This window comes from Zobellella denitrificans, from assembly GCF_002237365.1.
In the GTDB taxonomy this organism is placed as follows: Bacteria; Pseudomonadota; Gammaproteobacteria; order Enterobacterales; family Aeromonadaceae; genus Oceanimonas; species Oceanimonas denitrificans.
Genome location: NZ_NMUO01000006.1, coordinates 50,256 through 75,665, shown reverse-complemented (window position 1 = coordinate 75,665; position 25,410 = coordinate 50,256). Strand labels below are relative to the sequence as shown.

Below are 25,410 nucleotides of genomic sequence, written 5' to 3'. Positions count from 1 at the left end.
CTGCCGGCCCGCGCGGGCACCGGCCTGGATCTGGGCTGCGGCAGCGGCTGGTTCCTGCCCGTCCTCAAGCAACGGGCCGAGCGGCTGCTGGCGCTGGACCTGTCGCCGGCCATGCTGCAGCAGGCGGCGACCAAGGCAAAGGTGGAGCCCATCTGCGCCGACATGGACCGGCCGCCGCTGCCCGAGCACAGCCTGGACTTTATCTTCGCCAACCTCTGCCTGCAGTGGAGCGCCGATCCCGCCGCCTGGCTCGCCCAGTGGAGCGCCCGGCTGAGATCCGGCGGCGTGATGGTGTTTTCCACCCTGCTGGCGGGCAGCCTGCACGAGCTGGAAGCCGCCTGGCGGCAGGTGGACAATCATGCCCATATCAACCGTTTTATCGGGCAGGAGCAACTGGCGGCCCACCTGGCCGCCACCGGCCGGCGCTGGCGGCTGGAGCGGGCCGACATCCGCCTGGCCTACCCCGAGCTCAAGGGATTGCTGCTGGATCTGAAAGGCATCGGCGCCAACCGCATCAATAGCGACCGCCGCCCCGGCCTGCTCGGCAAAGAGGCCTGGCAGCGGCTCAATCTGGCCTATGCTAAAGACCGGCAAGGACAATGCGTGGCCAGCTATCACCTGGCCTATGGAGTGATTTATGGCTAAGACGTTTTTCGTGACCGGCACCGATACCGAGGTGGGCAAGACCTTCGTGACCCGCGCCCTGATGCGGGCGGCCAGGCAGGCCGGCAAAAAGGTGCTGGGCTACAAGCCGGTGGCCTCCGGCTGCGACTGGGTGGAGGGCGAGCTGAAAAACAGCGACGCCCTGGGGCTGCAGGCCGAGTCCAGCATCCCGCTGCCCTACGCCATGCACAACCCCTACGCCTTCGCCCCGGCCATCGCCCCCCATATCGCCGCGCGGGAGGCCAGTGAGCTCATCAGCATTGCCCGCATCGGCGAGGGCCTGGCCCGGCTCAAGGAAACCGCCGCCGACTGGATTTTTGTGGAAGGCGCGGGGGGCTGGCGGCTGCCGCTGGACGAACGGCACTTTTTGTCGGACTGGGTGAAGAAGGAGCACCTGCCGGTGATCCTGGTGGTGGGCGCCCGGCTGGGCTGCATCAACCACGCCCTGCTCACCCTGGAGGCCATCCGCCACGACGGCCTGGTGGTGGCCGGCTGGGTGCTGAACCGGGTGGATCCGCAGATGAGCCACTACCAGGACAACGCCAATACCCTTAAGCAATTGATTTCCGCGCCCTTGTTGGGTGAAATACCCTGGCTGGAAGAAGGCGGGGCCGAGGCGGTCGACAGCTTTGTCGATCTGTCGCCGCTGCTCAAATAGGGCGGAGCAGGCCGAAATAATTCGCCGGCCTCGTCTTGAAATTTGCGTAACCGGACATATTATGTCGACAGACCTCTTTGTTTAAGGAAACCCCTATGAAACGCATTCTGCTGTTTATTGCCACCAACCTGGCCGTGGTAGTGGTGCTGGGCGTGGTGCTGAACATCGTGTTTTCGATGCTGGGCATTGATCGCAGCAGCATCGGCGGACTGCTGGTGTTCTGCGCCGTGTTCGGCTTTGGCGGCGCCACCATCTCCCTGTTTATGTCCAAGTGGATGGCCAAGCGGGCCTACAACGTGCAGGTGATCACCCAGCCGCGCAACGAAATGGAACACTGGCTGGTGACCACGGTCGCCCGCCAGGCCCAGCAGGCCGGCATCGGCATGCCCGAGGTGGGGGTTTACAACTCGCCCGACATGAACGCCTTTGCCACCGGCGCCCGCCGCAACGATTCCCTGGTGGCGGTGTCTTCCGGCCTGATGTACAGCATGAGCCGGGACGAGGCCGAAGCCGTGCTGGCCCACGAGGTAAGCCATATCGCCAACGGCGACATGGTGACTCTGACCCTGATCCAGGGCGTGGTGAACACCTTCGTGATGTTTTTCGCCCGCATCGTGGCCAACATCATCAGCAGCTTCCTGAGCCGCGGCGAGCAGGAAGAAGGCGGCGGCCTGGGCGGCCTGGCCTACTTCGGCGTGGTGATGGTGCTGGAAATCGTGTTCGGCATCCTGGCCTCCATTATCGTCATGTGGTTCAGCCGCCAGCGCGAATACCGCGCCGACGAAGGCGCCGCCCGCCTGGTGGGCAAAGAGAAGATGATCGCCGCCCTCGAGCGCCTGCGCCGTGGCCCGGAAACCGAGCTGGAAGGCTCGCTGGCCGCCTTCGGCATCAACGGCAAGCGCCACAGCGAGCTGTTTATGAGCCACCCGCCCATCGAAAAACGCATCCAGAGCCTGCGCGAATTGCGTTGATCCTTTTGTAGTTTGGTCTCTGTTTACCCCGGCCTGGCCGGGGTTTTTTTGTGTCCGAATCGACGGCGAGGGGTGAGGAGTGAGGTGTTAGGAGTGAGGAGTGGGGAGTGAGGGGAACCTTGGGGCGCGGGCGACCCGCCCGCATGAGGGTGGCACCGAGCTGCTGTAGATGCCGCTGTAGATGCCGCTTTAGCTGGCATGAACCGGCATGAACCGGCACAAACCGGCGGGAAAGGATGCCCAATTTCCGCATTCCCCGCCCTTTGCAGGTTTGCGCCACGTAAACGGGCGCCTACAGGTGAGATATCGCACTGCTCACGTTTTAAACTGATCGGCGCTCTAGAGCGCCATATAGTTTAAAACTTAGGCAACGCCTTTCCCCTTTGTCGGAGGCGTCGATGGCTTCTGACGAGGTGTAGTCCGCCGTCCCCGCTCAGAGTTCCCCGCCTTCCAGCTGGGACAGGGCGATCACCGCCTGGGTGCGGTTCTTCACCCCCAGCTTGCGGAAGATGGCGGTGACATGGGCCTTGATGGTGGCTTCCGACACCTCCAGCTCGTAGGCGATCTGCTTGTTGAGCTTGCCTTCCGACAGCATGGTCAGCACCTTGAACTGCTGGGGGGTGAGGCTGGCGAGACGGTCGGCGATATTGTCCTCAGGGGCGTTTTCCAGGCTGATGCCTTCGGGAAACCAGGTGTCGCCTTCCAGTATGGTATTGAGGGCGCTGACCAGGGTGCGCATGGGGGCGGACTTGGGGATAAAGCCCAGGGCGCCGAAGCGCATGGCCTGCTGCACCACGGCGGGCTCCTCGCTGGCGGACACCACCACCACCGGCAGTTCCGGGTACTGGTTGCGCAACTGGGCCAGGCCGGAAAAGCCGCTGGCCCCGGGCATCTTCAGATCCAGCAGCAGCAGATCCACCTCGCCGGTGTCGCTCAGCAGCTGCATCAGGTTGTCGATGCTGTCCACTTCCTGCAGCTGGGCGCCTTCCACCGCCAGTTGCACCGCCTGGTGCAGGGCGTTGCGAAACAGGGGATGGTCATCGGCAATGATAATGCTGTAGCCCGTTTCCATGGTGTTGTCTGAATCCTTGTGTCCGTGAGTGTTCAATGGAAACTGCTCCCATCGTTTTTCCCTTGGTATGATAGGGCTTTAGGCCCGGCCTGAGAACAGGGCGGGGTGATTTTCGTGATCCATCCGGGGGTCGGCCTCTTTCCCGGATGCCGGGGCCGAGCTTGGCCATTCGACGGCTCTGCCCGGCGCGTCAATATTACCCTATGCCGGCGGCGGCACTATTGCCCCGTCCCGTGGTCATACTGGTGTTTTCGTTATGGGGTCCGAGTGGTGTATGGTTGGCGCAACCTTTGCCGGACGTCCGGGTTGAAGAATTAAATGAGGAAATCCTTAATGTTTCGAAAATGCGTGCTGGTGCTTTGCGGGGTGATGGCGTCCGGTAACCTGGCGGCCCGGGATATCGAGCAACTGAGGGCCGAGTTCAACGTGCTGCTCAACGGCGATCAGACCCGGGGGGTCAACACCCTGGCCATCGATCGCAACAAGGAACGCTACCACGTGCACTTCGCCCTCCAGCACTGGCTGCTGGACGTGGATCAGCGCTCCAGCTTCGACTGGGAAGACTGCACCGCCCGGCCCGACACCTTCAACTACAAGGCCAGTGCCATGGGGGTGCGGCGGGAAGAGCGGCTGGTGTTCGATCAGCAGACCGACATGGTGCTCTACCAGGATCGCAAGGGCGACCAGTTGCTGTCGGCCGAAGGCGGCGCCTTCGATCCGGTCAGCTTCTTCTTCGAGGCCCGTTGCGATCTGATGGCCGGCAAAACGGAGCTGACCTACCCGGTGGTACGGGATGGCGAGATCAAGTCCACCACCTTCAAGGTGGTGGGGGAGGAGGCCGTCCGTACCGGTGTCGGTACCTTCGACACCCTGGTGGTGGAGCGGGATCGGGGTGACAGCAAGCGCAAGACCCGCTTCTGGGTGGCGCCGGAGCTGGATTACCTGCTGGTGCAGATAAGCCACGAGGAAAACCGCCAGTTGGCGGTGACCGTGACCCTCGACAAGCTGAGCTACAGCCTGGTGGACGGCAAGGCGCAGCTGGCGACGACCGGGGCTCAGCCCGTCGCGACCGACTGATCCACCAGCAGGTGTTCGCTGCAGATACGGCAGCGGCCCTTTTCCTTGGCCCGGTACAGGGCCCGGTCTGCCCGCACCAGCAGATCGTTGGTGCCGTCGTGGTTGTGAGCCTCGGTCAGGCCGCCGCTGAAACTGAAGCTGATGGTCCTGTCGGCCAGGTAGAGCGGGGTGGCGGAAACGGTGTCCAGCAGGCGCCGCGCCAGGTGCAGCCCCTGCTGGTGGTCCGTGTCCGGCAATATCAGCAGAAACTCTTCCCCGCCGATGCGCGCCAGTACATCGGTGTCCCTTATCGCCTGCCGGCCGACCTTGGCGAAATGGCGCAATACCTTGTCGCCGATGTCGTGGCCGTGCTGATCGTTGATCTGCTTGAAGTGGTCGATATCCACCATCACGATGCAGAAGGGGTGGCCGTAGCGTTGCAGCTTGGCCAGTTCGTACTGCAGCCTGGCCTCGGCGGCCCGGCGGTTGGGGCACTGGGTCAGGGCGTCGGTGGTGGCCAGTTGCTTGAGCTGCTGGTTCAGGCGCACCAGCTCGGTATTGGCCCGGCCGATCGCCAGCCGATGGCGCCGGTTGCGCTTCAGGGTCAGTATGGTGAGCAGTCCTCCCCAGAGCGAGCCGGTGGCCGCCAGGGTGATGATGAGCGCCAGGTTGTCCCTTTCCCGGGCCAGGTGGTAGATGGCGGCGGCGTCCGCCAGGGCATAGACCCGGTAGTCGCCGTTGTCGGTGGTCCTGCTGGTCAACAGCACCGGGCTCTGCTGCGGGCCGAGCAGCTGGATCTCGGGCAGCAGCGGACTCATGACGATGGGCAGGGGAGCGGGTTGCGCTGTGCTGTCCGGCGCAGGGGCCTGTCCGCTGCCGAGCGAATGCAGCAGCCAGTCGGGATTGTCGGCCAGGGAGATGATGCCATCCGGATCCGTGACCAGCAGCTCTATGCGGTAGGCTCGCCGGCCGATGCCGTTGACGGCGGCCTTGACCAGCAGGGTGGCGTTGCCGGCGCCGGGTACGGGCGCGGCATAATAGAGGGTGGCCTGTTGCTGCTCGGGCTCGAGGATAAAGCGGGAGACCGGCTGGCGGTTGCCGAGGAAGCGGTTGAGCTCCGGTGGCGAGGGGCTGTCCGCGCCCTGGGCCAGCAGCCGGCCCCGGGCGTCGACGAGCCAGATGCCACCCAGCCCGAAGTTTTCGCGGAAGCGATCCAGATCCGCCTGCAGGGGAGCGGCCTGGCGCGGGCTGTTCAGGAAGGCGCGCAGGCTGGAGAGGGAGGCCAGGGTGTGGGCAATGTCCTTGATCTGCTGGCTGCCCCGCTGCAGATCCTGGATGGCGGTGGCGGCGGCCAGGCTGCCCTGTTGCCTGAGCTCTTCCTGCTGGGCCAGGATGCGCAGCCCTATCCAGTGGCGGCTGATAAACCAGCTCGACAGCGCCACCGCCACCAGCAGCAGCAGAATGGCACCGAAGCCATAGTAATCCCGGGGCAGCCAGCGAGTTTTGTTGTGCAGCATCATCCGCGTACCTGTGCGGCCCGGGGGCCTTGTTATCGTTGGGGGTGAGAGCGCTTTTATTTTAGTAGAGAAACGCGGGGACGGTGGCGTGGCAGTGGTGCACGGTTAAAGTTGCAAGTCATATGCCTGTTATGATGATCCAGATCAACGGCGATCCGGAGCCGATGCCACAGTATGGGATCCGCAGAGGGGATGAATGCCTGACCCCGGGAGTGATTATGCGCCTGACCCATTACACCGACTATGCCCTCAGGGTACTGATATACCTGAACCTGCACCGCTCGCGCCGCTGCACGGCGCCGGAGATTGCCGCCCATTTCCGGGTATCCCACCACCATCTGCGCAAGGTGATCCAGGATCTGCACCAGCGGGGCTATGTCACCACCATCCGGGGCAAGGGGGGCGGCCTGCACCTGCTGCGGGCCCCCGAGCAGATAGTGATAGGCACCCTGGTGCGGGAGCTGGAGCCGGACATGAAGCTGACCGACTGTTTCGAGTCGCGCCACCACTGCGTCATCGCCCCGGCCTGCCGGGGCCGGCAGATGTTCAGCCTGGCGCTGAAGCAGTTCCTGGCGGTGCTGGATCAGCACACCCTGGCGGATCTGATGCCGGCCCGGGTGCGCGGCCAGTGCATCGAGCTGCTCTATCAGGAGTGATGCCGGTACCGGGCCAGCTTGTCGTACAGGGTCTTGCGGGGAATGCCGAGCCGCTCGGCGGCCAGGGCCACGTTGCCGTCGGCCCGGGCCATGGCCGACTGGATCAGTTGCTGCTCCAGCTCCGCCAACTGCTGGGGCAGGGAGAGGCGGGTGTCGCTGCCGGCAGGCGGCAGCACCCCCAGCACGTACTGCTCCGCGGTATGGCGCAGCTCGCGCACGTTGCCCGGCCAGTCCCGCTGCAGCAGTTGCTGCATCAGTTCGTCGCCGGGGGGCGGCGTCTCCCGGTTGTACTGAGCCTTGGCCTGCTCCACGAAGTGCAGGAACAGCAGCGGTATGTCGGCCCGTCGTTCACGCAGGGGCGGCAGCGCCAGGGTGACCACGTTGAGCCGGAAATAGAGATCGGAGCGGAACAGTCCGGCCTCGCCGGCGCTCTGCAGATCGATCTTGGTGGCGGCCACCACCCGGGCATCCACCTCGATAAGCTTGTTGCCGCCGAGCCGTTCCAGCACCGACTCCTGCAGCACCCGCAGCAGCTTGGCCTGCAGGTTGAGCGGCATGCCTTCTATCTCGTCGAGGAAGAGGGTGCCGCCGTCGGCGTGCTCCACCTTGCCGATGCGGCGCTTGGTCACGCCGGTGAAGGCGCCGGGCTCGGCGCCGAACATCTCGCTCTCGAAGATGGACTCGGGCAGGGCGGTGCAGTTGACCGCCACGAAGTTCCCCTTGCGGCCGCTGCCCTGGTGCAGGCTGCGGGCCACCATCTCCTTGCCGGTGCCGGTTTCCCCCAGGATAAGCACGCTGGCGCTGGTGTCGGCGATATTGTCGATCTGCCGGCGCAGCAGCTCGATCTGCGGGCTGTGGCCGAGCAGCAGGCCCGGATCCCGGCGGGCCGCCAGCTGCTCGCGCAGGCGGCGGTTTTCCAGCACCAGGGCGCGCTTGTCCATGGCCCGGCGCAGGCTGTGCAGCAGTTGCTCCGGTTCATAGGGCTTCTCGAAGAAATCCTGGGCGCCCTGGCGCATGGCGGCCACCGCCATGGGAATGTCGCCGTGGCCGGTCAGCAGCAGCACCGGCAGCTCGGCGTCCTGCTGGCGCAGTTGCTGCAGCAACTGCAGGCCGTCCATGCCCGGCATGCGTACGTCGGACAGCACCACCACCGGCGCCTCGGGGGGCAGCGCCTGCAAGGCCTGCTCGGCCCGGGCGAAGCCGCGGGCCTTGATGTCGGACAGCAGCAGGGTCTGCAGCAGGGTCTGGCGCACGTCGTCGTCGTCCTCGACCAGCCAGACTTCAATCTCGGGGTTGTTCATGCTCTCTCCAGATCAGGGTAAAACAGGCCCCGCCCTCGGGCCGGGCGGCGATCGCCAGCCGGCCGTCGCTGGCCTCCACCAGATCCCGCACTATCGCCAGGCCCAGCCCCAGCCCCTGTCCCGCCTGCTTGGTGGAGAAGAAGGGCTCGGTGACCTTGTCGAGCAGCTCGGGTGCGATGCCGGGGCCATTATCCCACAGGCGGAGGCGGCGGTCGTCCGCGTCCAGGGTGATGGCGGCGTCCGCGGTGTCCGCCAGGGCGTCCAGGCCATTGCCGATCAGGTTGGCCAGTACCTGCTCCAGGGCGTGCAGCTCCATCGGCAGCACCACCCCTGGCGCGGGGCGGTGGAGGCGGACGCCCTGTTCCTCGACCCGGGGGCCGAGCCAGCTCAGCACATTGTCCAGCGCCTCGTCCAGCCGGGCCCGGCCGCGGGTCTTGCGGCGGGTGGCGGCGAACAGCTTGAGCTGGGAGGTCAGCCGGGCGATGCGGTCCACCAGCCGGCCCATGGTCTGCAGGCTCTGCTCCACCTGATCGGCATGGCCGCGCTGGGCCAGCAGCAGGGTGTTGACCGACTGGTTCCTGAGCGCGGTGAGCGGCTGGTTGATCTCGTGGGCCACGCTGGCCGCCATCTGCCCCAGGGCGGCCAGCCGGTTGACCTGGATCAGTTCGTGTTGCATGGATCTGAGCCGGGCTTCGGCCTGGAAGCGCTCCTGTACCTGCCGCTCCAGCTGGCGGTTGGAGGCGGCCAGGGCGGCGGTGCGCGCCATCACCTTGCGCTCCAGCTCGCCCTTGGCCCTGAGCTGGGCCTGCACATAGCGGCGGCGCTGGCGCCAGTAGAGCAACAGCAGCACCAGGGCGATGATGCTCACCCCCGCCACGGCGGTGACCAGGCTGGCGGTGTCGTACAAGGGCCGGCTCGGCCACCACAGCTGCAGCCGCCAGCGCAGCCGGGGCAGGGGCAGCTCGCTCACCCGGTACTGGTGGCCCTGCCAGGACAGCTGCTCGCCCTGGCGGCCAAGCGCCAGGGGGGTGAGGGACATGGGATGGTACTGGCGGGTGCGTTCCAGCCGCGCACGGGCCTGGGGGGACAGGGGAAGCAGGGTCTGGAACTTGAGTTCGGCACGGGAGGCCAGGGCGATCACCTGGTCGGGGTCCACCACCATCACCAGATCCTGGGCCGGCTGCCAGCTCCGCTCCAGCTCGAGCAGGGTGATCTTGGTGGCCAGCACCCCGGTGACCCCGGCTTCCCGCCCCAGGCGCAGGCCGAAGAAGTAGCCGGGAATGCCGGTGGTGGCGCCCACGCCATAGAACTCGCCGAAGCTGCCTTCGAGGGCGTCGGTGAAATAAGGACGGAAGCGGTAGTTCTGGCCGATAAAGGAGTGGGGCTGATCCCAGTTGCTGGCGGCCAGGGTGGTGCCCTCGCCGTCCATCATGTAGAGCGCCTCCACTCCGGTGTCCGCCGCCAGTTGCGCCAGCAGCAGGTTGGCCTGGTGCAGGGCTTGCGCATTCCGGGGCGAGGCCAGGGCGCGAAGCAGCACCGGGTGGGAGCGCAGGGCGCGGGGGATGTTCTCGAAGCGGGCGATCTCCGACTCCAGCGCCGCCCGGTATACCAGCAGTTGCTGCTGGGCCCGGAGTTCCTGCTCCGTGGCCTGGCGTTGCCAACTGCCGTGCCAGATCCAGGCCAGCAGCAGGGCGAACAGGGTGATGCCGAGCAACCACAGCAGTCGCTTCTTGAGTGGGGTATTCAGTCGACCTCCGCAACCTCACAGGCGGTGAGGGTAACGCCGTGCCCGGCCGGCAGCCAGTGGCTCAGGGGCCGGCAGGGCCCCGAGCCCGGGCACAGGGTATATTCGCCGGTAAATTCCGAGCCGGCAAGGGTTAGCTGCGCCAGGTGCAGATCCGGGTGCCAGCGCCAGGCGCCGCCTTCCAGCCGGGCCTCGGGCGGCGGCTCCATGCCGGCGCCAGAGCCCCGCACGCTGGCCTCCACCAGGTGCAGCCGGTCCCCGTCGACCCGGTAGTGCTCGCTCCAGCGGATCTTCTCCACCGAGTGATCCCAGCTCAGGGTGAGGCTGCCGGTCAGCAGCATCACCAGGGCGGATCCCGAGGCCAGGCAGATCATCAGGCCACCGCCAGCGCCCGCTGGCGACGGTACCGCCACCAGTGGCGCCCCAGCAGCAGGGCGGCCAGCCCCAGGCCGAGCTCGTCGGTGAGCGGCAGCGAGAACACCAGCAGGGCGGCGGCGGCCACGGCGGCCAGCCGCTCCCACCAGGCGAAGGGGGCCAGCCAGTAGCCGATGGCGCCCATGCCCCACAGCGACACTGCCAGCAGCGCCTTGAACACCACGAAGACGGTGGCGGCGAGACCGGCATCGCCCTGCAGCATCAGCTCGGGGGCGTACACCGCCATATAGGGCACCACGAAGCCGGCGATGGCGATTTGCAGCGAGCGGATGCCTATTTTCAGCCCCGAGGCCTTGGCGATGGGCGAGGCGGCGAAGGCGGCCAGGGCCACCGGCGGGGTCAGATCCGCCATGATGCCGAAGTAGAACACGAACATGTGCGACACGATCAGCGGCACGCCGAGTTCGAGCAGCGCCGGGGCGGCGATGGAGCTGGTGATGATGTAGTTGGGGATGGTGGGAATGCCCATGCCCAGCACCAGGCAGGTGAGCATGGTCAGCGCCAGGGACAGCAGCAGGCTGTGCTCGCCCAGCTGGATGATGTAGCCGGCGACGATGGTGGCGGCGCCGGTGAGCGAGATCACGCCGATGATGACCCCCACCAGGGCGCAGGCCACGCCCACCGGCAGGGCGTGCAGGGCGCCCTGGTAGAGGGCGTTGACCACGGTGGCGAGGATGCCCTGCTCGCGTTTGGCCAGCAGCAGCACGGTGAGCACCGCCACGATCACGAAGATGGCGGTGATGCCGAACTGGTTGAAGGTGGCGCAGGCCAGGCCCAGGCCAATCCAGAAGGCGTAGCGCAGCCCCTTGGGACCCAGGTGTTTGGCGATGCCGTTGCCCATGATCAGCACCACGGTGAGCGCCAGGCCCATCATGCCGGCGAACAGGGGGGTGAACCCGGAGAACAGCATCACCACCAGCGCCACCAGCGGCAGCAGCAGGTACCAGCGGCTCTTGAGCGCGGCCAGGGGGCTCGGGCATTCATCCTTGGGCAGGCCGTGCAGGCCGGCGCGGCCCGCCTCCAGGTGCACCATCAGGAAGACGGTAAAAAAGTAGAGCACGGCGGGGATCAGCGCGGCCTTGGTGATCTCCACATAGGGCACGTTGATGGTTTCGGCCATGATAAAGGCCACGGCGCCCATCACCGGCGGCATGATCTGGCCGCCCATGGAGCTGGTGGCTTCCACCGCGCCGGCAAACTCGGCCCGGTAGCCGAACTTCTTCATCAGCGGAATGGTGAACTGGCCGGTGCTGACCACGTTGGCCACGCCGGAGCCGTTGATGGTGCCCATCATGCCGGAGGACAGCACCGACACCTTGGCCGGGCCGCCACGGGTGTGGCCCACCGAGCCGATGGCCACGTCGTTGAACAGCTTGAGCATGCCCGCCTGCTCGAGGAAGGCGCCGAACAGGATAAACAGGAAGATGTAGCTCGACGACACATAGGTGGGGGTGCCGTAGATGCCTTCGGTGCTGAAGGCCAGCTGCGACACTACCTGATCCAGGCCGTAGCCCCGGTGCATCAGGGCGTCGGGCAGGTACTGGCCGAACAGGGCATAGGCAACGAAGGCCAGGCAGATCAGCGGCAGGGCCCAGCCCATCAGCCGGCGGGCGGCGTCGAACACCATCACCAGGGTGACGCTGCCGATGACCCAGTCCGCCTGGTTCATGTCGCCGGCGCGATAGATGAGGTCCGCCTCGAACCACCAGTGGTAGAAGGCGAACAGCAGGGCGAGGGCGCCCAGCAGCATGCTCCAGACGGACGGCCGGGACAGGGACTGGCCGCGCGCCCCGTAGAGCTGGTACACCAGAAACAGCAGAAAGCCGACGTGGATGGCCCGCACCACGGTGGTGGACAGGGGGCTGAAGGCGGCGGTGACTATCTGGAAGATGGAAAAGGCCAGGGCGCCGTAGAAAATCAGCGCGTGGGGCCGGGTATTGGCACTGTTCATCATGCTTGCTCCTGGGGACGGCGCCCGGGGCGCCGCCTCCTGTGGCCGGATGTGTTCCGGCCTTGTGTTATATGGGGTCGAGGGGGTGGGGGGAGCCGCTCCCCCCAGGGCTCAGTTCAGCAGGCCCTTTTCCTTGAAGTAGCGCTCAGCGCCCGGGTGCAGCGGCAGCGGCAGCCCTTCCACCGCCAGCTCGGGATCGATGCCGTGGGCGGCGCTGTGGGCGTTGCCCAGGGCGGGCAGGTTCTCATAGACCTGCTTGGCCATCTGGTAGGCGGTGTCGTCGGAGACCTTCTCGTGGGTGACCAGCAGGTTGCTGATGCTGACGGTGGGCACGTCCGCGTCCTGGCCGGTGTAGGTGCCGGCGGGGATCACCCCGGTGCGGTAGGCGTCATTGCCGATGCGGGCGACCACCTCCTCGGGAATGGGGATGAACACCACCGGGGCGTGGGAGGCCAGATCCCGGAAGGCGGCCATGCCGAGGCCGGCGGACTGCAGGGTGGCGTCCAGCTGGCGGTTTTTCATCAGTTCCACCGACTCGCCGAAGGGCAGGTATTCGGTACGGGAGAAATCCTCGTAGCCGAGGCCGGCGGCCTTGAAGATGGCGCGGGCATTGAGTTCGGTACCGGAGCGGGGGGCGCCGACCGAAATGCGCTTGCCCTTGAGATCTTCCAGGCTGGTGATGCCGCTGTCGGCCCGGGCCACGATCTGGATATAGTTGGAATAGGTGGAGCCCACGGCACGCAGTTTTTTCAGCGGCGCCTGGAAGCCGGCTTCCTCCACCCCGTTCCAGGCGTCGGCCACGCTGTCGGCCAGGGCGAAGCCGATCTCGCCCCGCCCGCGATCCAGCAGGGTCAGGTTTTCCACCGAAGCGCGGGTCGCCTGCACCTGCACCCGGGCGTTGGGGATGTGTTCGCCGTAGAGCTGGGAAATGGCCACGCCGAGCGGGTAGTAGACGCCGCTGGTGCCGCCGGTGAGCACGTTGATGAACTCGTTGGCCTGGGTGGCGGTAACGGAGAGGGCCAGGGTGGCGCCGAGCAGACAGTGTTTGATGACCTTCATTGGTTAGCTTCCTTGGTTATGGGTGTGCAGCAATAAGGTTGCAGTTTTGATGCCAATGGTTAATAGGATGTTTTGTGTGGTAAGTTGTTGATTTAAATGAGAGCCTTTAAGAGGGTATTCCGGGTTTTCAGAATTTTTGCGGATGTTGTTCTGATTTTTCAGAAGGCTGGGCGGTGACGGCCCATGCCGTTATCCGGCCCCTGTAGTATGATCGGGCCCGGCCACAGGCCTGGTACCAGGATAATCACAAGGAGCCGACATTGATTTTGCTGAGTTTGGTGGTGCTGGCGATCGCCGCCCGGGGCGTGGACTGGCGGGCATGGCTGGCGGACAAGCCACGGCAGCACCTGTGTTTCGGGGCGGCCATCGCCCTGGTGCCCCTGTGGTGGCTGCAGGCCGGTGTCAAGGAGGGGCTGGAGGTGCACTTTCTCGGCCTGACCACGCTGGCCCTGGTGCTGGGCTGGCGGCTGAGCCAACTGATGGCCCTGCTCAGCCTGTTGCTGGTGACCTTTTTTGGCGTCGAATCCTGGGATGAGTTCGGCGTCAACCTGCTGCTGGGGGTGATATTGCCGCTTGGCGTCAGCTATTTCGTGTTCCTGCTGACCTATAGTTACCTCTACCGGCACCTGTTCGTGTATATCTTTGTGGCCGGTTTCTTCAATGCCGCCCTGACCATCGCCGTCAAGACCCTGGCCCTGGCCGGCTTTATGGTGTGGTCCGGCCAGTATCCCTGGCCGACGGTGCTGGACAACTATGTGGCCATCTTGCCGCTGCTGCTGTTTCCCGAGGCGCTGCTCAACGGCATGGCCATTACCCTGCTGGTGGTGTTCCGGCCCCAGTGGGTCTGTACCTTTTATGACCGGGACTACCTGAACAACAAGTAGTGCCGAGCACTGTTGGTGGCCGAGCCGGTCTGTTAGGCTGCCCTGACCCAAACCGAAGCGAGAACGTGATGAAACAGACATTGCTGAAAACCCTGGTGCCGGTGCTGGCCCTGGGCCTGTTGCCCGCCGCCCAGGCCGAGATGAGCCGGGAGGAATTCAAGGAGCTGGTGCGCGAGACCCTGCTGGAGCGGCCGGAGATACTGCGCGAGGCCATCATCAAGCTGGAAGAGAACGACAAGTTGGCTCAGCAGCAGCAGTTCGAGCAGCAGTTGAAGGAGCAGTCCGAACTGCTGTTTGCCAACAAGACCGACGGCATCATGGGCAACCCCAGGGGCAAGATAGAAATGGTGTATTTCACCGACTACAACTGTCCCTACTGCCGCCGCCTCAACCAGAGCCTGCTGGAGGTGCTGAAGACGGAGCCGGAACTCAAGGTGATCGTCAAGGACATCGGCATCTTGGGGCCGGATTCGGTGCAGGCCGCCCGCCTGGCCCTGGCCGCCGCCCGGGAGGCGCCCCGGCAGTACGAGGAGTTGCACCAGGCGCTGATGAGCCAGCAGCGGGTGCAGGCGGCGGCCCTGGCCACCATCGCCGACAAGGCGGGGCTGGACGCCAAGGCGCTGCAGGCCAAGGCCGACAGCAAGGAGATCGCCGACAAGCTGACTGAAAACCTGAGCCTGTTCCGCAGCCTGGGCCTGAACGGCACCCCGGCGCTGGTGTTCCCCGACGGCACCCTGATCCCCGGCGCCATCGACGCCGCCGGGCTGAAGGAGATCCTCAAGGACAAGCAGTCCTGAGTTCGCCCTGAGCCTAGAGCACCGATCAGTTTAAAGATTGACCAATCGGCTATTTGCTGTCTGTTGCACGTAGAGAAGAGTCAACAGGGCCACCTCCGCCGACACGCCGCAAAATATGACACTCGCTGTTTTGGCCTGCTGCGGACATTCACCGGATGTTCGGTCAGGCCGAAACCGCTCGTCGCGGCGAGCAAGCTCGCCCCCTGTAGGCTCGCACCTGCCGGATGTCGCGGAAACCGCCGTATCATCGCTTCGCGATGCTGGCGGCGGTGCAAGGCGCTTCGCGCCCCCTGGCAGGTGACGGTCGGCGAAGGCCATCCCTGTTACCTCTTTCCAGCTCTGACGCCGTCTGAGGGTGGTGCCAGCAGGCAGCTGCGGTGCGATAGGGAGGACAAGGGGGACTGCTCCGCCGGCCCTCCGCGCCAGGGAAGGCGCGGCGGAGCCCCCAGGGACGGGTTCACGGCGTGCCGGAGGAGGAGTGCCCTTTGGCCGACAGACTACACCTCGTCAGAAGCCATCGACGCCTTCGATCAAGAGGGGAAGGCATTGCCTAAGTTTTAAACTATATGGTGCTCTGACGGCCATATACAGCAAAACCCCGGCCAATGCCGGGGTTTTGCTTGATGACAAGATCGCCTGTGTGATCGGGATGAGCCGCCCCAAGGGTTGACTCATCCCGATTCATCAGCGGCTTCTTATCCCCACTGGGCGGCGCGCTTGGCCTTTTGCAGCTTCTCGTAGGTGGCCAGCAGCGCCTGGTGGGCGGCGAAGTCCGCCAGGCTTTCGTCGGCGGCGGTCAGGCCGTGGAAACGGGCCTCGCCCGCTACCTGTTGCCAGGCCTGGGCCACGGTGTCGGCGCCGAACATGCTGTCGAAGGCGGCCCGGTATTGCGCCGGCTCGCGGTGCTCGTCCAGGTGCAGCTCCAGGGAGGCCTTGAGGCAGCGGTAGTAGCGGTGGCGTTCTTCGGTAAAGACGGAGGCGTTGAAGCTCAGGGTCCAGTCGGCGTAGTCCAGGGCGGTTTCCAGCTCGCCGGCGGCCAGGGCCAGCATGCACTTGAGTTCGCCCACCCGCAGGGTGTGCCAGGCGGTGCCCTTGTTGGGGGCGATGCCAATCAGCTCCCGTACCCGGGTAAAGTCGTCCAGCCCTTCTTCTTCCAGCTGCTCGTACAGGCCCATCAGCTGCTCGCCGTCGGCGTCGCTGCTGGGCAGGCTCAGCAGGGTGGCGCGCAGGTGGGCCCCCATGTTGTTGTTGGCCAGCTCCAGATCCTCCACCGGGTAGATGTCGGACATGCCGGGCACCAGGATACGACAGGCGTACACGCCCAGGTGTTCATAGTCGGCGATGTACACCGGCTGCTCCAGCTCGTTGAACACCGCCATCAGGTGGTTGAATTCCTGCTCGGACGTGCCGCTGAAGTCCCAGTCGGCAAAGGCGTAATCGGCCTGGTCCTTGAACAGATCCCAGCTGATCAGGCCGGAAGAGTCGATGAAGTGGGTTTCCAGGTTGTGGTGGTCGGCCACTTCGTCGTCGTCGAAGGAAGGCGGCACGAACACGTCCAGATCCTTCAGGCTGCGGCCCTGCAGCAGTTCGGTGACGGTGCGCTCCAGCGCGACCTGGAAGCGGGGATGGGCGCCGAAGGAGGCGAAGCAGGTGCTGTTGGCGGGGTTGAACAGTACCACGCAGATCACCGGATAGCGGCCGCCCAGCGAGGCGTCGAAGGCGTGGATGGGGAAGCCTTCCGCTTCCAGCGCCGCGATGGATTCCTGGATGTGCGGGTAGCGGGCCATCACCTCGGCGGGGATGGTCGGCAGGCTGATGCGCTCACTGATGATGCGGTTCTTGATATGGCGCTCGAACACCTCCGACAGCCCTTGGGTACGGGCTTCGGTCCTGGTGTTGCCGGCGCTCATGCCGTTGGACACATAGAGGTTGCCGACGATGTTCATCGGGATGTAGACGGTTTCATTGTCGCCCTGGCGCTCGAAGGGCAGGGCGCAGATGCCGCGCTCGGCGTTGCCCGATTGCAGATCGATCAGCATGTCGGCGGTAAGTGCCCGCTCCGGATCGTAGAAACCGCGGGTAAAGTCGTCGAGCAGCCCGGCGGGCAGCTGGTTGCTGGCCGGCAGGGGGAACCACTTCTCGTTGGGGTAGTGCACGAAGTCGCCCTCGGCGATGTCCCGGCCCAGGTAGAAGTCGGCGAAGAAGTAGTTGGTGGCCAGCCGCTCGAAGTATTCGCCCAGGGCCGAGGCCAGGGCCGCCTTCTGGCTGGCGCCCTTGCCGTTGGTGAAGCACAGCGGGCAGTCCTTGTCGCGGATATGTACCGACCAGACGTTGGGCACCGGGTTGAGCCAGGAGGCCTCTTCGATGTTGAACCCCAGGGACTGGAGCTGGCGCTGGAAGTAGTCGATGGAGTCTTCCAGGGCGGCATCTTTGCTGGGGATAAAGGTTTTCATGGTGTCCTCGGGCATGATCGGCAAAAAAGGGGGCGATCCTAACCCGAGGTGATAATTTGAACAAGTGGGAAGGAGAAAAGCGTAGCAACGGGGTGCTGGGGATTATCCCCCCACCGCCCCGTCGTCGCGGTTTCAGCCGCGAGATCCAGCGCCATGTCACTCCCGTGCAGGTGGGAGTCCATCGAACCCAGCCAGGAGCAAGACCTGTGCTGGCCGCTTCTGGATGCCCGCCTTCGCGGGCATGACGGATTTTTGGAACCGGTGTTGTTTGCCGCACGGCTAAAGCTGAGCACCGCAGAGCGGAAATTGAGGTGGCCAAATAAAAACGCCCGCCAAGGGCGGGCGTTAGCTCGGCGCGTTAGTGCTGGCTTACGGCAGCAGGTGCAGCATGCGGCGCAGGGGCTCGGCGGCGCCCCACAGCAGTTGGTCGCCCACGGTAAAGGCGGACAGGTACTCGGGGCCCATGTTCAGCTTGCGCAGGCGGCCCACCGGCACGGTGAGGGTGCCGGTCACGGCGGCCGGGGTCAGCTCTTCCATCGACAGCTGGCGATCGTTGGGGATCACCTTCACCCAGTCGTTGTGGCTGGCCAGCAGCTTCTCGATCTCGGGGATGGAGATGTCCTGCTTCAGCTTGATGGTGAAGGCCTGGCTGTGGCAGCGCAGGGCGCCGATGCGTACACACAGGCCGTCCACCGGAATGGCGGCGCCGGTCTGCAGTATCTTGTTGGTCTCGGCCTGGCCCTTCCACTCTTCCCGGCTCTGGCCGTTCTCGAGCTGGGTGTCGATCCAGGGGATCAGGCTGCCGGCCAGGGGCACGCCGAAGTTGTCCACCGGCAGATCGCCGCTGCGGGTCTTTTCGGTGATCTTGCGCTCAAGCTCCAGGATGGCGGAGCCCGGGGCGGCCAGCTCGGCGGCCACTTCGTCGCGAAGCATGCCCATCTGGGTCACCAGCTCGCGCATATGGCGGGCGCCGCCGCCGGACGCGGCCTGGTAGGTGGCCACGGACACCCACTCCACCAGATCCTGCTCGAACAGGCCACCCAGGGCCATCAGCATCAGGCTGACGGTGCAGTTGCCGCCGACGAAGGTCTTCACGCCCTTGTCCAGGGCCTGCTGGATCTGCTTGCCGTTGACTGGATCCAGCACGATGATGGCGTCGTCGTCCATGCGCAGGGCGGAGGCGGCGTCGATCCAGTAGCCGTTCCAGCCGGCGGCGCGCAGCCTGGGATAGACTTCCTTGGTGTAGTCGCCGCCCTGGCAGGTCAGCACCACGTCCAGCGCCTTGAGGGCGTCGATGTCGTAGGCGTCCTGCAGGGTGCCGGCGTCTTTACCGAAGTCGGGGGCAGGCTGACCGGCCTGGGAGGTGGTGAAGAAGACCGGATCGATACGGGCGAAATCGCCTTCTTCCACCATGCGGCTCATCAAGACAGAGCCGACCATGCCACGCCAGCCGACCAAACCTACTTTTTTCATCATCGAGTGTCCTTTCTTTGAAAGTGAGTAAACAAAAGCCTCTTTCACAATACTGATTGAGCGCAAAGGTGCAAGGGGCAAGAGGGGATCTCGGGGGATTTTTGGCCGGCTCAACCGGCGAGCAGGGGGTTGGCCCGGGTCATGTCGGCGCAGGCGGCGACCACCGCCAGCGCCAGGGCGGAGCGGATCACCTGCTCCTGTCGCTGCTGCTGCATCTGCAGCAGGCCGGGATCCAGCTCGCCGGCCGGGGGCGGCGCCGTGAAGGGCTGCACCTCCATGGCGGCCACCATGTGCAGCGCCTTGAGCGGCTCGGCGATTTCCGGGTCGGCGAGGCGGTATTCGTGCCCCTGGCTGTTGAGGTAGTCCCTGAGCTTGATCAGCCGGTCGATGTCCTGGTACAGCTGCTGGGAAATGATGCCGAGGCCGTAGACAAGCTTGAGCCGCACCGCCAGATCCGCCAGCGGCCCCATGGTGCCGAGCAGGGGCTCGACCGCGAACTTGACCGCGTAGTCGTCCTTGCGAAACACCTTCTGGATCAACTGATCGAGCATGTCGTCGAACACCTCGACCATGGCGATCACAAAGCCCCGGGCGGAGGGGCTGCGGTGCAGGCGTTCGAAAATCTCGGCTTCTTGCTCGCGGCTTATCATGTTCTGGCTCTTCGACTGCTCAATCCGCCCCGGCTCAGTGGCTGAGCGCGAGGTACCTCTGTTCTATCTGCTCGGCGACGACGCTGCCGGCGTCCAGCCCGGTGTAGTGGGCCAGGGCGGTCTTCAGCCCCTCCGTTGCCAGCCGCTGCTGCAGCTCCACCGCCTGGGGATCGTCTTCGTTGCGGTAGCAGAAGGCGGCGGCAATGCCTTTTAACAGATTTGCGTTGTCGATGCCATATTCCAGGGTGCCGAGCAGGGGTTTGATCAGCCTGTCTTCGGGGCCCAGCTTGCGGATGGGCTGGCGGCCGACCCGGTCTATTTCGTCCACCAGGTGGGGGTTGGCGAAGCGGCCGAGGATCTTCTCGATGTAGGCCTGGTGCTGCGCTTGGTCGAAGCCGTAGCGGCGGATTAGCACGGCGCCGCTTTCCTGCATGGCGGCCTTGACCTGCGCCCGGATCGCCGGATCGGCAATGGCCTCGCCGATGGTGCGATAGCCCGCCAAGGCGCCCAGGTAGGCGGTGATGATGTGGCCGGTGTTGAGGGTGAACAGCTTGCGCTCGACAAAGGCCATCAGGTTGTCGGTAAGCTCCATGCCGGGAATGGCGGGAACGGGGCCCCTGAACTGGGTCTGATCCACTATCCATTCGCTGAAGGTTTCCACCGTGACCGCCAGGGGATCGCTCTGGTCGGTGGAGGGGGGCACTATGCGGTCCACCGCCGAGTCGACAAAGCCGACAAACTGCTCCAGCTCGGGCAGGTAGCGGGCATCCAGGTGCTTGAGCACTTCGCCCTTGAGGAAAGTGGTACCGCGCACCTGGTTTTCGCAGGCGATGATGTTGAGCGGGGCGGTGTTGCCGCGCTCGAAGCGCCGTTGCAGGCCCTCGGCCAGGGTCCTGGCGATCAGGGTGAGCACGGTCGGGCCCACGGCGGTGGTGATGAGGTCGGTGTTGGCGATAAGCTCCAGCAGCTCGGGACGGCGGGAGTCGATGGCGTCGACGCCGGTGACGGTGTCGGTGCGCACTTCCTGGCCGACGATGTGCACCGGGTAGCTGTGCCGGCTGCTCAGGGCCTCTACCAGTTGCGGATTGACGTCGGCGAAGGTCACGTGGATGCCGGCGTCGGCCAGCAGCTTGCCGATAAAGCCGCGGCCGATATTGCCGGCGCCGAAATGAATGGCGGTTGTCATGGGTTCACCTGTTTAAGGGAGGCCCGAGGGCCTCGGGTTGCTGACTAGTTTTGGCTATGAAACCTGCGGTTGAGGTGCTAGGCGACAAAAGCATTAGCTCCTCCGACTCGCCGTAAACCCATCCATGGGGGCTCAGCCGCGCATCTGACCGCCATGGATGGCGGGAATGCCGGAACGGCAGGAGCATTTTCAGGCCTTGGCGCGGATGGTCGGCTGAGCTAACCGCTTTCGCCGCCACCGCTTATTACAATCGCCGGTCTCATGGTTATTCTCGGTCAGGCTGGATTGAGCGCCTTCAGTACCTCGTCCACATTGCCGGTGGTGGTCAGTTTGGCGATCACGGCGTCGTCGTCGAGGGCGCCGGTGATGGCGGCGATCACGTCGAGGTGCTCGTTGTTGCGGGCGGCGATGGCGATCACCAGCCTGGCGATGTCGTCCTCGTCGTCACCGAACCTCACCCCCTGCGGGTACTGGCAGACGATGACCCCGGTCTTTTTCACCGCGTCCTTGGCGTCGCTGGTGCCGTGGGGTACGGCGATGGACTCGCCCAGGTAGGTGGAAGTCAGTTGCTCCCGGGCCAGCATGGCGTCCACGTAGGAGGGCTCCACGTAGCCGCCTTGCACCAGTTGTGCGCCGGCGAAGCGGATGGCGTCTTCCTTGCTGGCGGCGCTCAGCCCCAGGTGGATGTTTTCCGCCCGCAGCCGGAAGGGGGCATTGTCATCCGCGCCGGTCTCGTCGGCGGCAACCGGAGCCGCGACCGGGGCGGCGGCCGGGGCCGGTTCGGCCTTGGCGCGACCCTTGCTCAGCCGGGCCACCAGGCTGTCGTAGAGGGAGCCGTCGAGGAAGTTGCTGAGCGAGATATGCTCAGCCTGGGGCGCATGGCGGCGGGCCCGGTCGGTCAGATCCTTGTGGGTGAGCACGATGTCGACGCTGTCGTCCAGGTTGTTGATCGCCAGGTTGCTGACCGAGATGCCGAGTCCCGCCGCCGCCACCTTCTTGGCCAGCATGCTGGCGGCCATGGCGCTGGAGCCCATGCCCGCGTCGCAGGCCACGATGATCTTGCGCACCGCGGCCGGATCCTTGGTGACGCCGGCGATCGCGCCGGCACCCTTGCTCTCGGCCTTCATGGCCTGAACCTTGGCGGCGGCGGCTTCCAGCTCGTCGCCGTTTTCGGTCTGGCGCTGGGTCTTCAGCAGCAGGGAGGCGATGGTGAAGGACACCGCCATCGAGGCCAGTACCGCCAGCACCACCCCGGCATGGGCGCCCTTGGGGGTCATCAGCATCACCGCGAAGATGGAACCGGGGGAGGCCGGAGCCTGCAGGCCGGCGTTGAACAGGGTCAGGGTGAACACCCCGGTCATGCCGCCGGCGATGACCGCCAGCAGCAGGCGGGGGTTCATCAGCACGTAGGGGAAGTAGATCTCGTGGATGCCGCCGAAGAAGTGGATGATGGAGGCGCCGGCGGCGGACTGCTTGGCGTTGCCGCGGCCGAAAAACATGTAGGCCAGCAGCACGCCCATGCCCGGGCCCGGGTTGGCCTCGATCAGGAAGAAGATGGACTTGCCGAATTCACTGGCCTGCTGCACCCCGAGCGGGGTGAAGATGCCGTGGTTGATGGCGTTGTTGAGGAACAGGATCTTGGCCACTTCCACGAAGATGGAAGTCAGCGGCAGCAGGCCGGCGTCCACCAGGAAGCCGACGCCGGCGGCCAGGGCCGTGGACATCAGCTTGACGAAGGGGCCGATCAGCAGGTAGGCGACGATGGCGCAGAGCATGCCGATGATGCCGGCGGAGAAGTTGTTGACCAGCATCTCGAAGCCGCTCTTGACCTTGCCCTCGATGGCCTTGTCGAAGTGCTTGATGGCCCAGCCGCCGGCGGGGCCGACGATCATGGCGCCCATGAACATGGGGATGTCGGTGCCCACTATCACCCCCATGGTGGTGATGGCGCCCACCACGGCGCCGCGGTCGCCGCCCACCAGCTTACCACCGGTGTAGCCGATCAGCAGCGGCAGCAGGTAGGTGATCATGGGGCCGACCATGGTTGCCAGGGTTTCGTTCGGCAACCAGCCGGTGGGGATGAAGAGGGCGGTGATAAAGCCCCAGGCGATAAAGGCGCCGATGTTGGGCATCACCATGTTGGACAGGAAGCGTCCGAAGTTCTGAATTTTGATCTTGCTGTTCTGGGATAGCATAACTTTAACCCCGCCTGGTGCGATGTCAGTTCCGTTGTCGGTAGGCGATAGCCACGCCTGGTGTTTGAGCTCGTGAGAAATCTAACACTTCTGCGGGAAACGGGAGCCGGAGGGGTATTTATCGTGATCTGGTTCTCTTTTTGTAATCTGCCGATTCATTTTTAAGGTGATATCGATCACGCTTTTGCTTGGTAATTTTGCAACATTTAACAAAATTGAAGTTTGCTGCTTGCCTTTTTGTGATTTGAGTCACTAATTTTATTGATGCAGCTTCGTTTGGTTGAGTGATTTAAGTCACATTTATGACAATATCCTTCCCGCTCAAGAACAATGACGGTGATCCTTGTCACGCTTTGATTGGTTGTAAAAACGCCTGCCGGGGCCGGGCGGCCGCCGGCGGCGTCGATATGAAAAAAAATTACAGCCCGGGATCAGGCGGAAAGGGAGAGGAAGCTCAGGATAAACACCGGCGCGGCCAGGCTCAGGATAAAGCCGGAAACGATGGCCACCGGCACCACGGCGACGCCGCCGGAACGCTGCAGCACCGGCAGGGTGAAGTCCATGGCGGTGGCGCCGCCGTAGCCGACGGCACAGGACGGATGGCGCCGCATCAGCGCCGGGATGATCAGGATGGCCACCAGCTCCCGGGCCAGATCGTTGAGAAAGGCGGCGCTGCCGAGCACCGGCCCCAATTGATCGCTGATCAGGATGCCGGAGAGGGAGTACCAGCCGTAGCCCGAGGCGAAGGCCAGGCCCTGGGTTAGGGGCAGGTCGAGCAGCCAGGCGCCGGCCAGCCCGCCCACCCAGGAGCTCACCATCACCACCAGGGCGATGGCCAGGCCCCAGGGATTGAGCACTATCTGGCGCAGCTTCATGCCCGAGTTGCGCAGCTGGACGCCGATCAGCAGCAACAGCAGCATCAGCGCCCATTCGCTCAGGCTGTCCACCGCGAACCATTCCGGATCCAGGAACTGGCCGAGCAGCACGCCGCCGAGGATCACCAGGCACAGCTTGGCGGAGTCGAGCAGCAGGGCCCATTTGCTGATGGCGGGCGCGCCGCGCTCGCCGCTGACCCGCCCCCGCTTGATATCGAGCAGCCATAATCCGGCCAGGTTGGCCAGGGTGATGCAGCCGAGGAACACCAGGCAGAGCGTGAAAATGGTGCCCAGGTGGCTGCTCAGGTTGTCGACGAAGGCCAGGCTGATGCCCATCAGGAACAGGATCAGGTACACCATGCGCGCCACCGACACATTGATAACGTGGACGATGGACTGGGAGCGACAGGGGATGCAGTAGCCCAGGGCCAGGGGCAGCAACACGATAAGCAAGCCGGAGTACATAGAATTTATCTTCCAATTTATTGATGCAGCTGGGTTTTTAAGCGCTATATTCGATTTGGGACAGAATACGTGAGGCGATATGGAAAAAAAAGCCGAATATTTGCGCCCGGTGGCGGGCATCCGGGGCCGGTGGCGGTTTTCCGCCCTGGCGGTCGCGGCGGGGGAGATTTTGAATAAATCTGCACGGGTGGGGACCTGATCCGGCGTATACATCACTGTTCCGAATGGTTGATCACCACCGGCAGAGAGCTGTTTCCGCGGCGAGTGTCACATCTCACGGCGTGTCTGCGTGCGGGGGCCGGTTGATATAGCACTATCCTGGGAGCGGCCATTTATCATCGGAGCGCGGAGGGGAACAGTCCGGCTCTTGACGATTTATTCGCTATTTTTGAATAATTTTATACTGCAAAAGGATGTTAATGCTGTATAAAAAACCGACCGGTATGGCATTATGAAGGTGATTATGTTGTTATTGGTCGGAACTGATGGTAATTTTCCGGTAGCGGTTAACAAGTCGTTAACCATGGATGAAATACATGCCGCCCTGTCGGCATCGGGAATGAAGGTCTAACGGATGAGTAAACCTGCCCTCGAAGTATCGGGTCTGCACAAGCATTACGGCTCCCTGGAAGTGCTCAAAGGTATCGATTTAAGCGCCGTCAACGGTGACGTCATCTCCATCATCGGTTCCTCCGGATCCGGCAAGTCCACCTTCCTGCGCTGCATCAACCTGCTCGAAACCCCGTCGGCGGGGGAAGTGCGGGTGCACGGCGAGCTGATCGAGATGCGTACCAACAAGGCCGGCGAGCGCGAGCCGGTGAGCATGCGCCAGGTGGAGCGGATCCGCTCCCGGCTGGCCATGGTCTTCCAGAGTTTCAATTTATGGTCTCATATGACCATACTTCAGAACATCATCGAAGTACCGGTGCACGTGCTCAAGGTGCCGAAGAAAGAGGCCATCGACAAGGCCGAGGCCCTGCTGCAGCGGGTCGGGCTCTATGAGCGGAGGGAGTACTATCCCGGCCACCTGTCCGGCGGCCAGCAGCAGCGGGCGGCCATCGCCCGGGCGCTGGCGGTGGATCCGGAGGTGATGTTGTTCGACGAACCCACCTCGGCACTGGATCCGGAGCTGGTGGGGGAGGTGCTGGGGGTGATGCGCGGGCTGGCGGAAGAAGGCCGGACCATGCTGGTGGTGACCCACGAGATGAGCTTCGCCCGGGACGTGTCCAACAAGGTGATGTTTTTGCACCAGGGGCGGGTGGAAGAACAGGGCGATCCCAAGCATGTCTTCGCCAATCCGACTTCCGAGCGATTCAAGCAATTCATCTCTTCGGCTTATTGATACACAA

At 64.5% G+C, this 25,410-nt stretch carries 21 protein-coding genes; 8 read left to right on the top strand and 13 right to left on the bottom strand.

All coding sequences use genetic code 11. From position 1 onward, the window contains the following. The 3 genes from CGX12_RS02780 to htpX all read left to right on the top strand — a co-directional run. The coding region (locus CGX12_RS02780) for a methyltransferase domain-containing protein (protein WP_094038371.1) at positions 1-645 on the top strand (645 nt) is incomplete at its 5' end. Next, entirely contained in the window at positions 638-1,321 is a 684-nt protein-coding gene (gene bioD, locus CGX12_RS02775) for a dethiobiotin synthase (protein ID WP_094038370.1), read from the top strand. The genes CGX12_RS02780 and bioD, both read left to right, overlap by 8 nt. 95 nt (positions 1,322-1,416) lie before the next feature. Next, on the top strand, positions 1,417-2,292 hold the full coding sequence (htpX, locus tag CGX12_RS02770) for a protease HtpX (RefSeq protein WP_094038369.1): 876 nt from the start codon (positions 1,417-1,419) through the stop codon (positions 2,290-2,292). Positions 2,293-2,725: 433 nt separating this feature from the next. Here the strand turns inward: htpX and CGX12_RS02765 are convergent, their stop codons facing one another. Next, positions 2,726-3,364 (bottom strand): response regulator transcription factor, encoded by a 639-nt coding sequence (locus CGX12_RS02765; RefSeq protein WP_094038368.1) that lies wholly within the window; start codon positions 3,362-3,364, stop codon positions 2,726-2,728. Between the two features lie 333 nt (positions 3,365-3,697). Here CGX12_RS02765 and CGX12_RS02760 point away from each other — a divergent pair, with 333 nt between their 5' ends. After that, positions 3,698-4,441, top strand: a complete 744-nt coding sequence (locus tag CGX12_RS02760) for a DUF3108 domain-containing protein (protein ID WP_094038367.1) — start codon at positions 3,698-3,700, stop codon at positions 4,439-4,441. On the opposite strand, the gene CGX12_RS02755 is transcribed toward CGX12_RS02760, so the two are convergent. After that, positions 4,420-5,940 carry a GGDEF domain-containing protein gene (locus CGX12_RS02755; RefSeq protein WP_094038366.1) on the bottom strand — a complete coding sequence of 507 codons (1,521 nt, stop codon included), beginning with the start codon at positions 5,938-5,940 and terminating at the stop codon, positions 4,420-4,422. The genes CGX12_RS02760 and CGX12_RS02755 overlap by 22 nt on opposite strands. Positions 5,941-6,155: 215 nt before the next feature. Here CGX12_RS02755 and CGX12_RS02750 point away from each other — a divergent pair, with 215 nt between their 5' ends. Continuing rightward, a complete protein-coding gene (locus CGX12_RS02750; RefSeq protein ID WP_094038378.1) occupies positions 6,156-6,593 on the top strand; it encodes an RrF2 family transcriptional regulator in 438 nt (145 codons plus the stop codon). Here the strand turns inward: CGX12_RS02750 and CGX12_RS02745 are convergent. The 5 genes from CGX12_RS02745 to CGX12_RS02725 all read right to left on the bottom strand — a co-directional run bounded on the left by CGX12_RS02745 (position 6,584) and on the right by CGX12_RS02725 (position 13,083). Continuing rightward, complete coding sequence (locus tag CGX12_RS02745) at positions 6,584-7,894, bottom strand: sigma-54-dependent transcriptional regulator (protein ID WP_094038365.1); 1,311 nt, start codon at positions 7,892-7,894, stop codon at positions 6,584-6,586. The genes CGX12_RS02750 and CGX12_RS02745 overlap by 10 nt on opposite strands. Beyond that, positions 7,875-9,608 carry a sensor histidine kinase gene (locus CGX12_RS02740; RefSeq protein WP_254918190.1) on the bottom strand — a complete coding sequence of 578 codons (1,734 nt, stop codon included), beginning with the start codon at positions 9,606-9,608 and terminating at the stop codon, positions 7,875-7,877. The genes CGX12_RS02745 and CGX12_RS02740 overlap by 20 nt, the downstream gene beginning before the upstream one ends. Before the next feature lie 29 nt (positions 9,609-9,637). Further along, positions 9,638-10,012 carry a DUF1850 domain-containing protein gene (locus CGX12_RS02735; RefSeq protein ID WP_094038363.1) on the bottom strand — a complete coding sequence of 125 codons (375 nt, stop codon included), beginning with the start codon at positions 10,010-10,012 and terminating at the stop codon, positions 9,638-9,640. Then, complete coding sequence (locus tag CGX12_RS02730; RefSeq protein ID WP_232513320.1) at positions 10,012-12,027, bottom strand: TRAP transporter permease; 2,016 nt, start codon at positions 12,025-12,027, stop codon at positions 10,012-10,014. Before CGX12_RS02730 ends, CGX12_RS02735 begins: the two co-directional genes overlap by 1 nt. A gap of 108 nt (positions 12,028-12,135) precedes the next feature. Then, positions 12,136-13,083 carry a TAXI family TRAP transporter solute-binding subunit gene (locus tag CGX12_RS02725; protein WP_094038362.1) on the bottom strand — a complete coding sequence of 316 codons (948 nt, stop codon included), beginning with the start codon at positions 13,081-13,083 and terminating at the stop codon, positions 12,136-12,138. 260 nt (positions 13,084-13,343) lie between these two features. Here CGX12_RS02725 and CGX12_RS02720 point away from each other — a divergent pair, with 260 nt between their 5' ends. Together CGX12_RS02720 and CGX12_RS02715 are read left to right on the top strand one after the other, a co-directional pair. Beyond that, on the top strand, positions 13,344-13,967 hold the full coding sequence (locus CGX12_RS02720) for an energy-coupling factor ABC transporter permease (RefSeq protein ID WP_094038361.1): 624 nt from the start codon (positions 13,344-13,346) through the stop codon (positions 13,965-13,967). A gap of 68 nt (positions 13,968-14,035) precedes the next feature. Next, the gene (locus CGX12_RS02715; protein WP_094038360.1) at positions 14,036-14,764 is read left to right on the top strand and encodes a DsbA family protein; all 729 of its coding nucleotides are present in this window, start codon (positions 14,036-14,038) and stop codon (positions 14,762-14,764) included. Positions 14,765-15,459: 695 nt separating this feature from the next. On the opposite strand, the gene ycaO is transcribed toward CGX12_RS02715, so the two are convergent. The 6 genes from ycaO to CGX12_RS02685 all read right to left on the bottom strand — a co-directional run bounded on the left by ycaO (position 15,460) and on the right by CGX12_RS02685 (position 24,061). Then, positions 15,460-17,217 (bottom strand): 30S ribosomal protein S12 methylthiotransferase accessory factor YcaO, encoded by a 1,758-nt coding sequence (gene ycaO / locus CGX12_RS02710; protein WP_094038376.1) that lies wholly within the window; start codon positions 17,215-17,217, stop codon positions 15,460-15,462. 369 nt (positions 17,218-17,586) lie between these two features. Beyond that, complete coding sequence (gene asd / locus CGX12_RS02705; protein WP_094038375.1) at positions 17,587-18,690, bottom strand: aspartate-semialdehyde dehydrogenase; 1,104 nt, start codon at positions 18,688-18,690, stop codon at positions 17,587-17,589. Positions 18,691-18,800: 110 nt separating this feature from the next. Then, positions 18,801-19,340, bottom strand: coding sequence for an MltR family transcriptional regulator (locus CGX12_RS02700; protein WP_094038359.1), 540 nt, complete (start codon positions 19,338-19,340; stop codon positions 18,801-18,803). 34 nt (positions 19,341-19,374) lie between these two features. After that, a complete protein-coding gene (locus tag CGX12_RS02695) occupies positions 19,375-20,526 on the bottom strand; it encodes a mannitol-1-phosphate 5-dehydrogenase (protein WP_094038358.1) in 1,152 nt (383 codons plus the stop codon). Positions 20,527-20,801: 275 nt separating this feature from the next. Next, complete coding sequence (locus tag CGX12_RS02690) at positions 20,802-22,721, bottom strand: PTS mannitol transporter subunit IICBA (RefSeq protein ID WP_094038357.1); 1,920 nt, start codon at positions 22,719-22,721, stop codon at positions 20,802-20,804. A gap of 431 nt (positions 22,722-23,152) precedes the next feature. Continuing rightward, a complete protein-coding gene (locus tag CGX12_RS02685) occupies positions 23,153-24,061 on the bottom strand; it encodes a LysO family transporter (protein ID WP_094038356.1) in 909 nt (302 codons plus the stop codon). Between the two features lie 574 nt (positions 24,062-24,635). Here CGX12_RS02685 and CGX12_RS02680 point away from each other — a divergent pair. Then, on the top strand, positions 24,636-25,403 hold the full coding sequence (locus CGX12_RS02680; RefSeq protein WP_094038355.1) for an ABC transporter ATP-binding protein: 768 nt from the start codon (positions 24,636-24,638) through the stop codon (positions 25,401-25,403). The last annotated feature ends 7 nt before the right edge of the window (positions 25,404-25,410 follow it).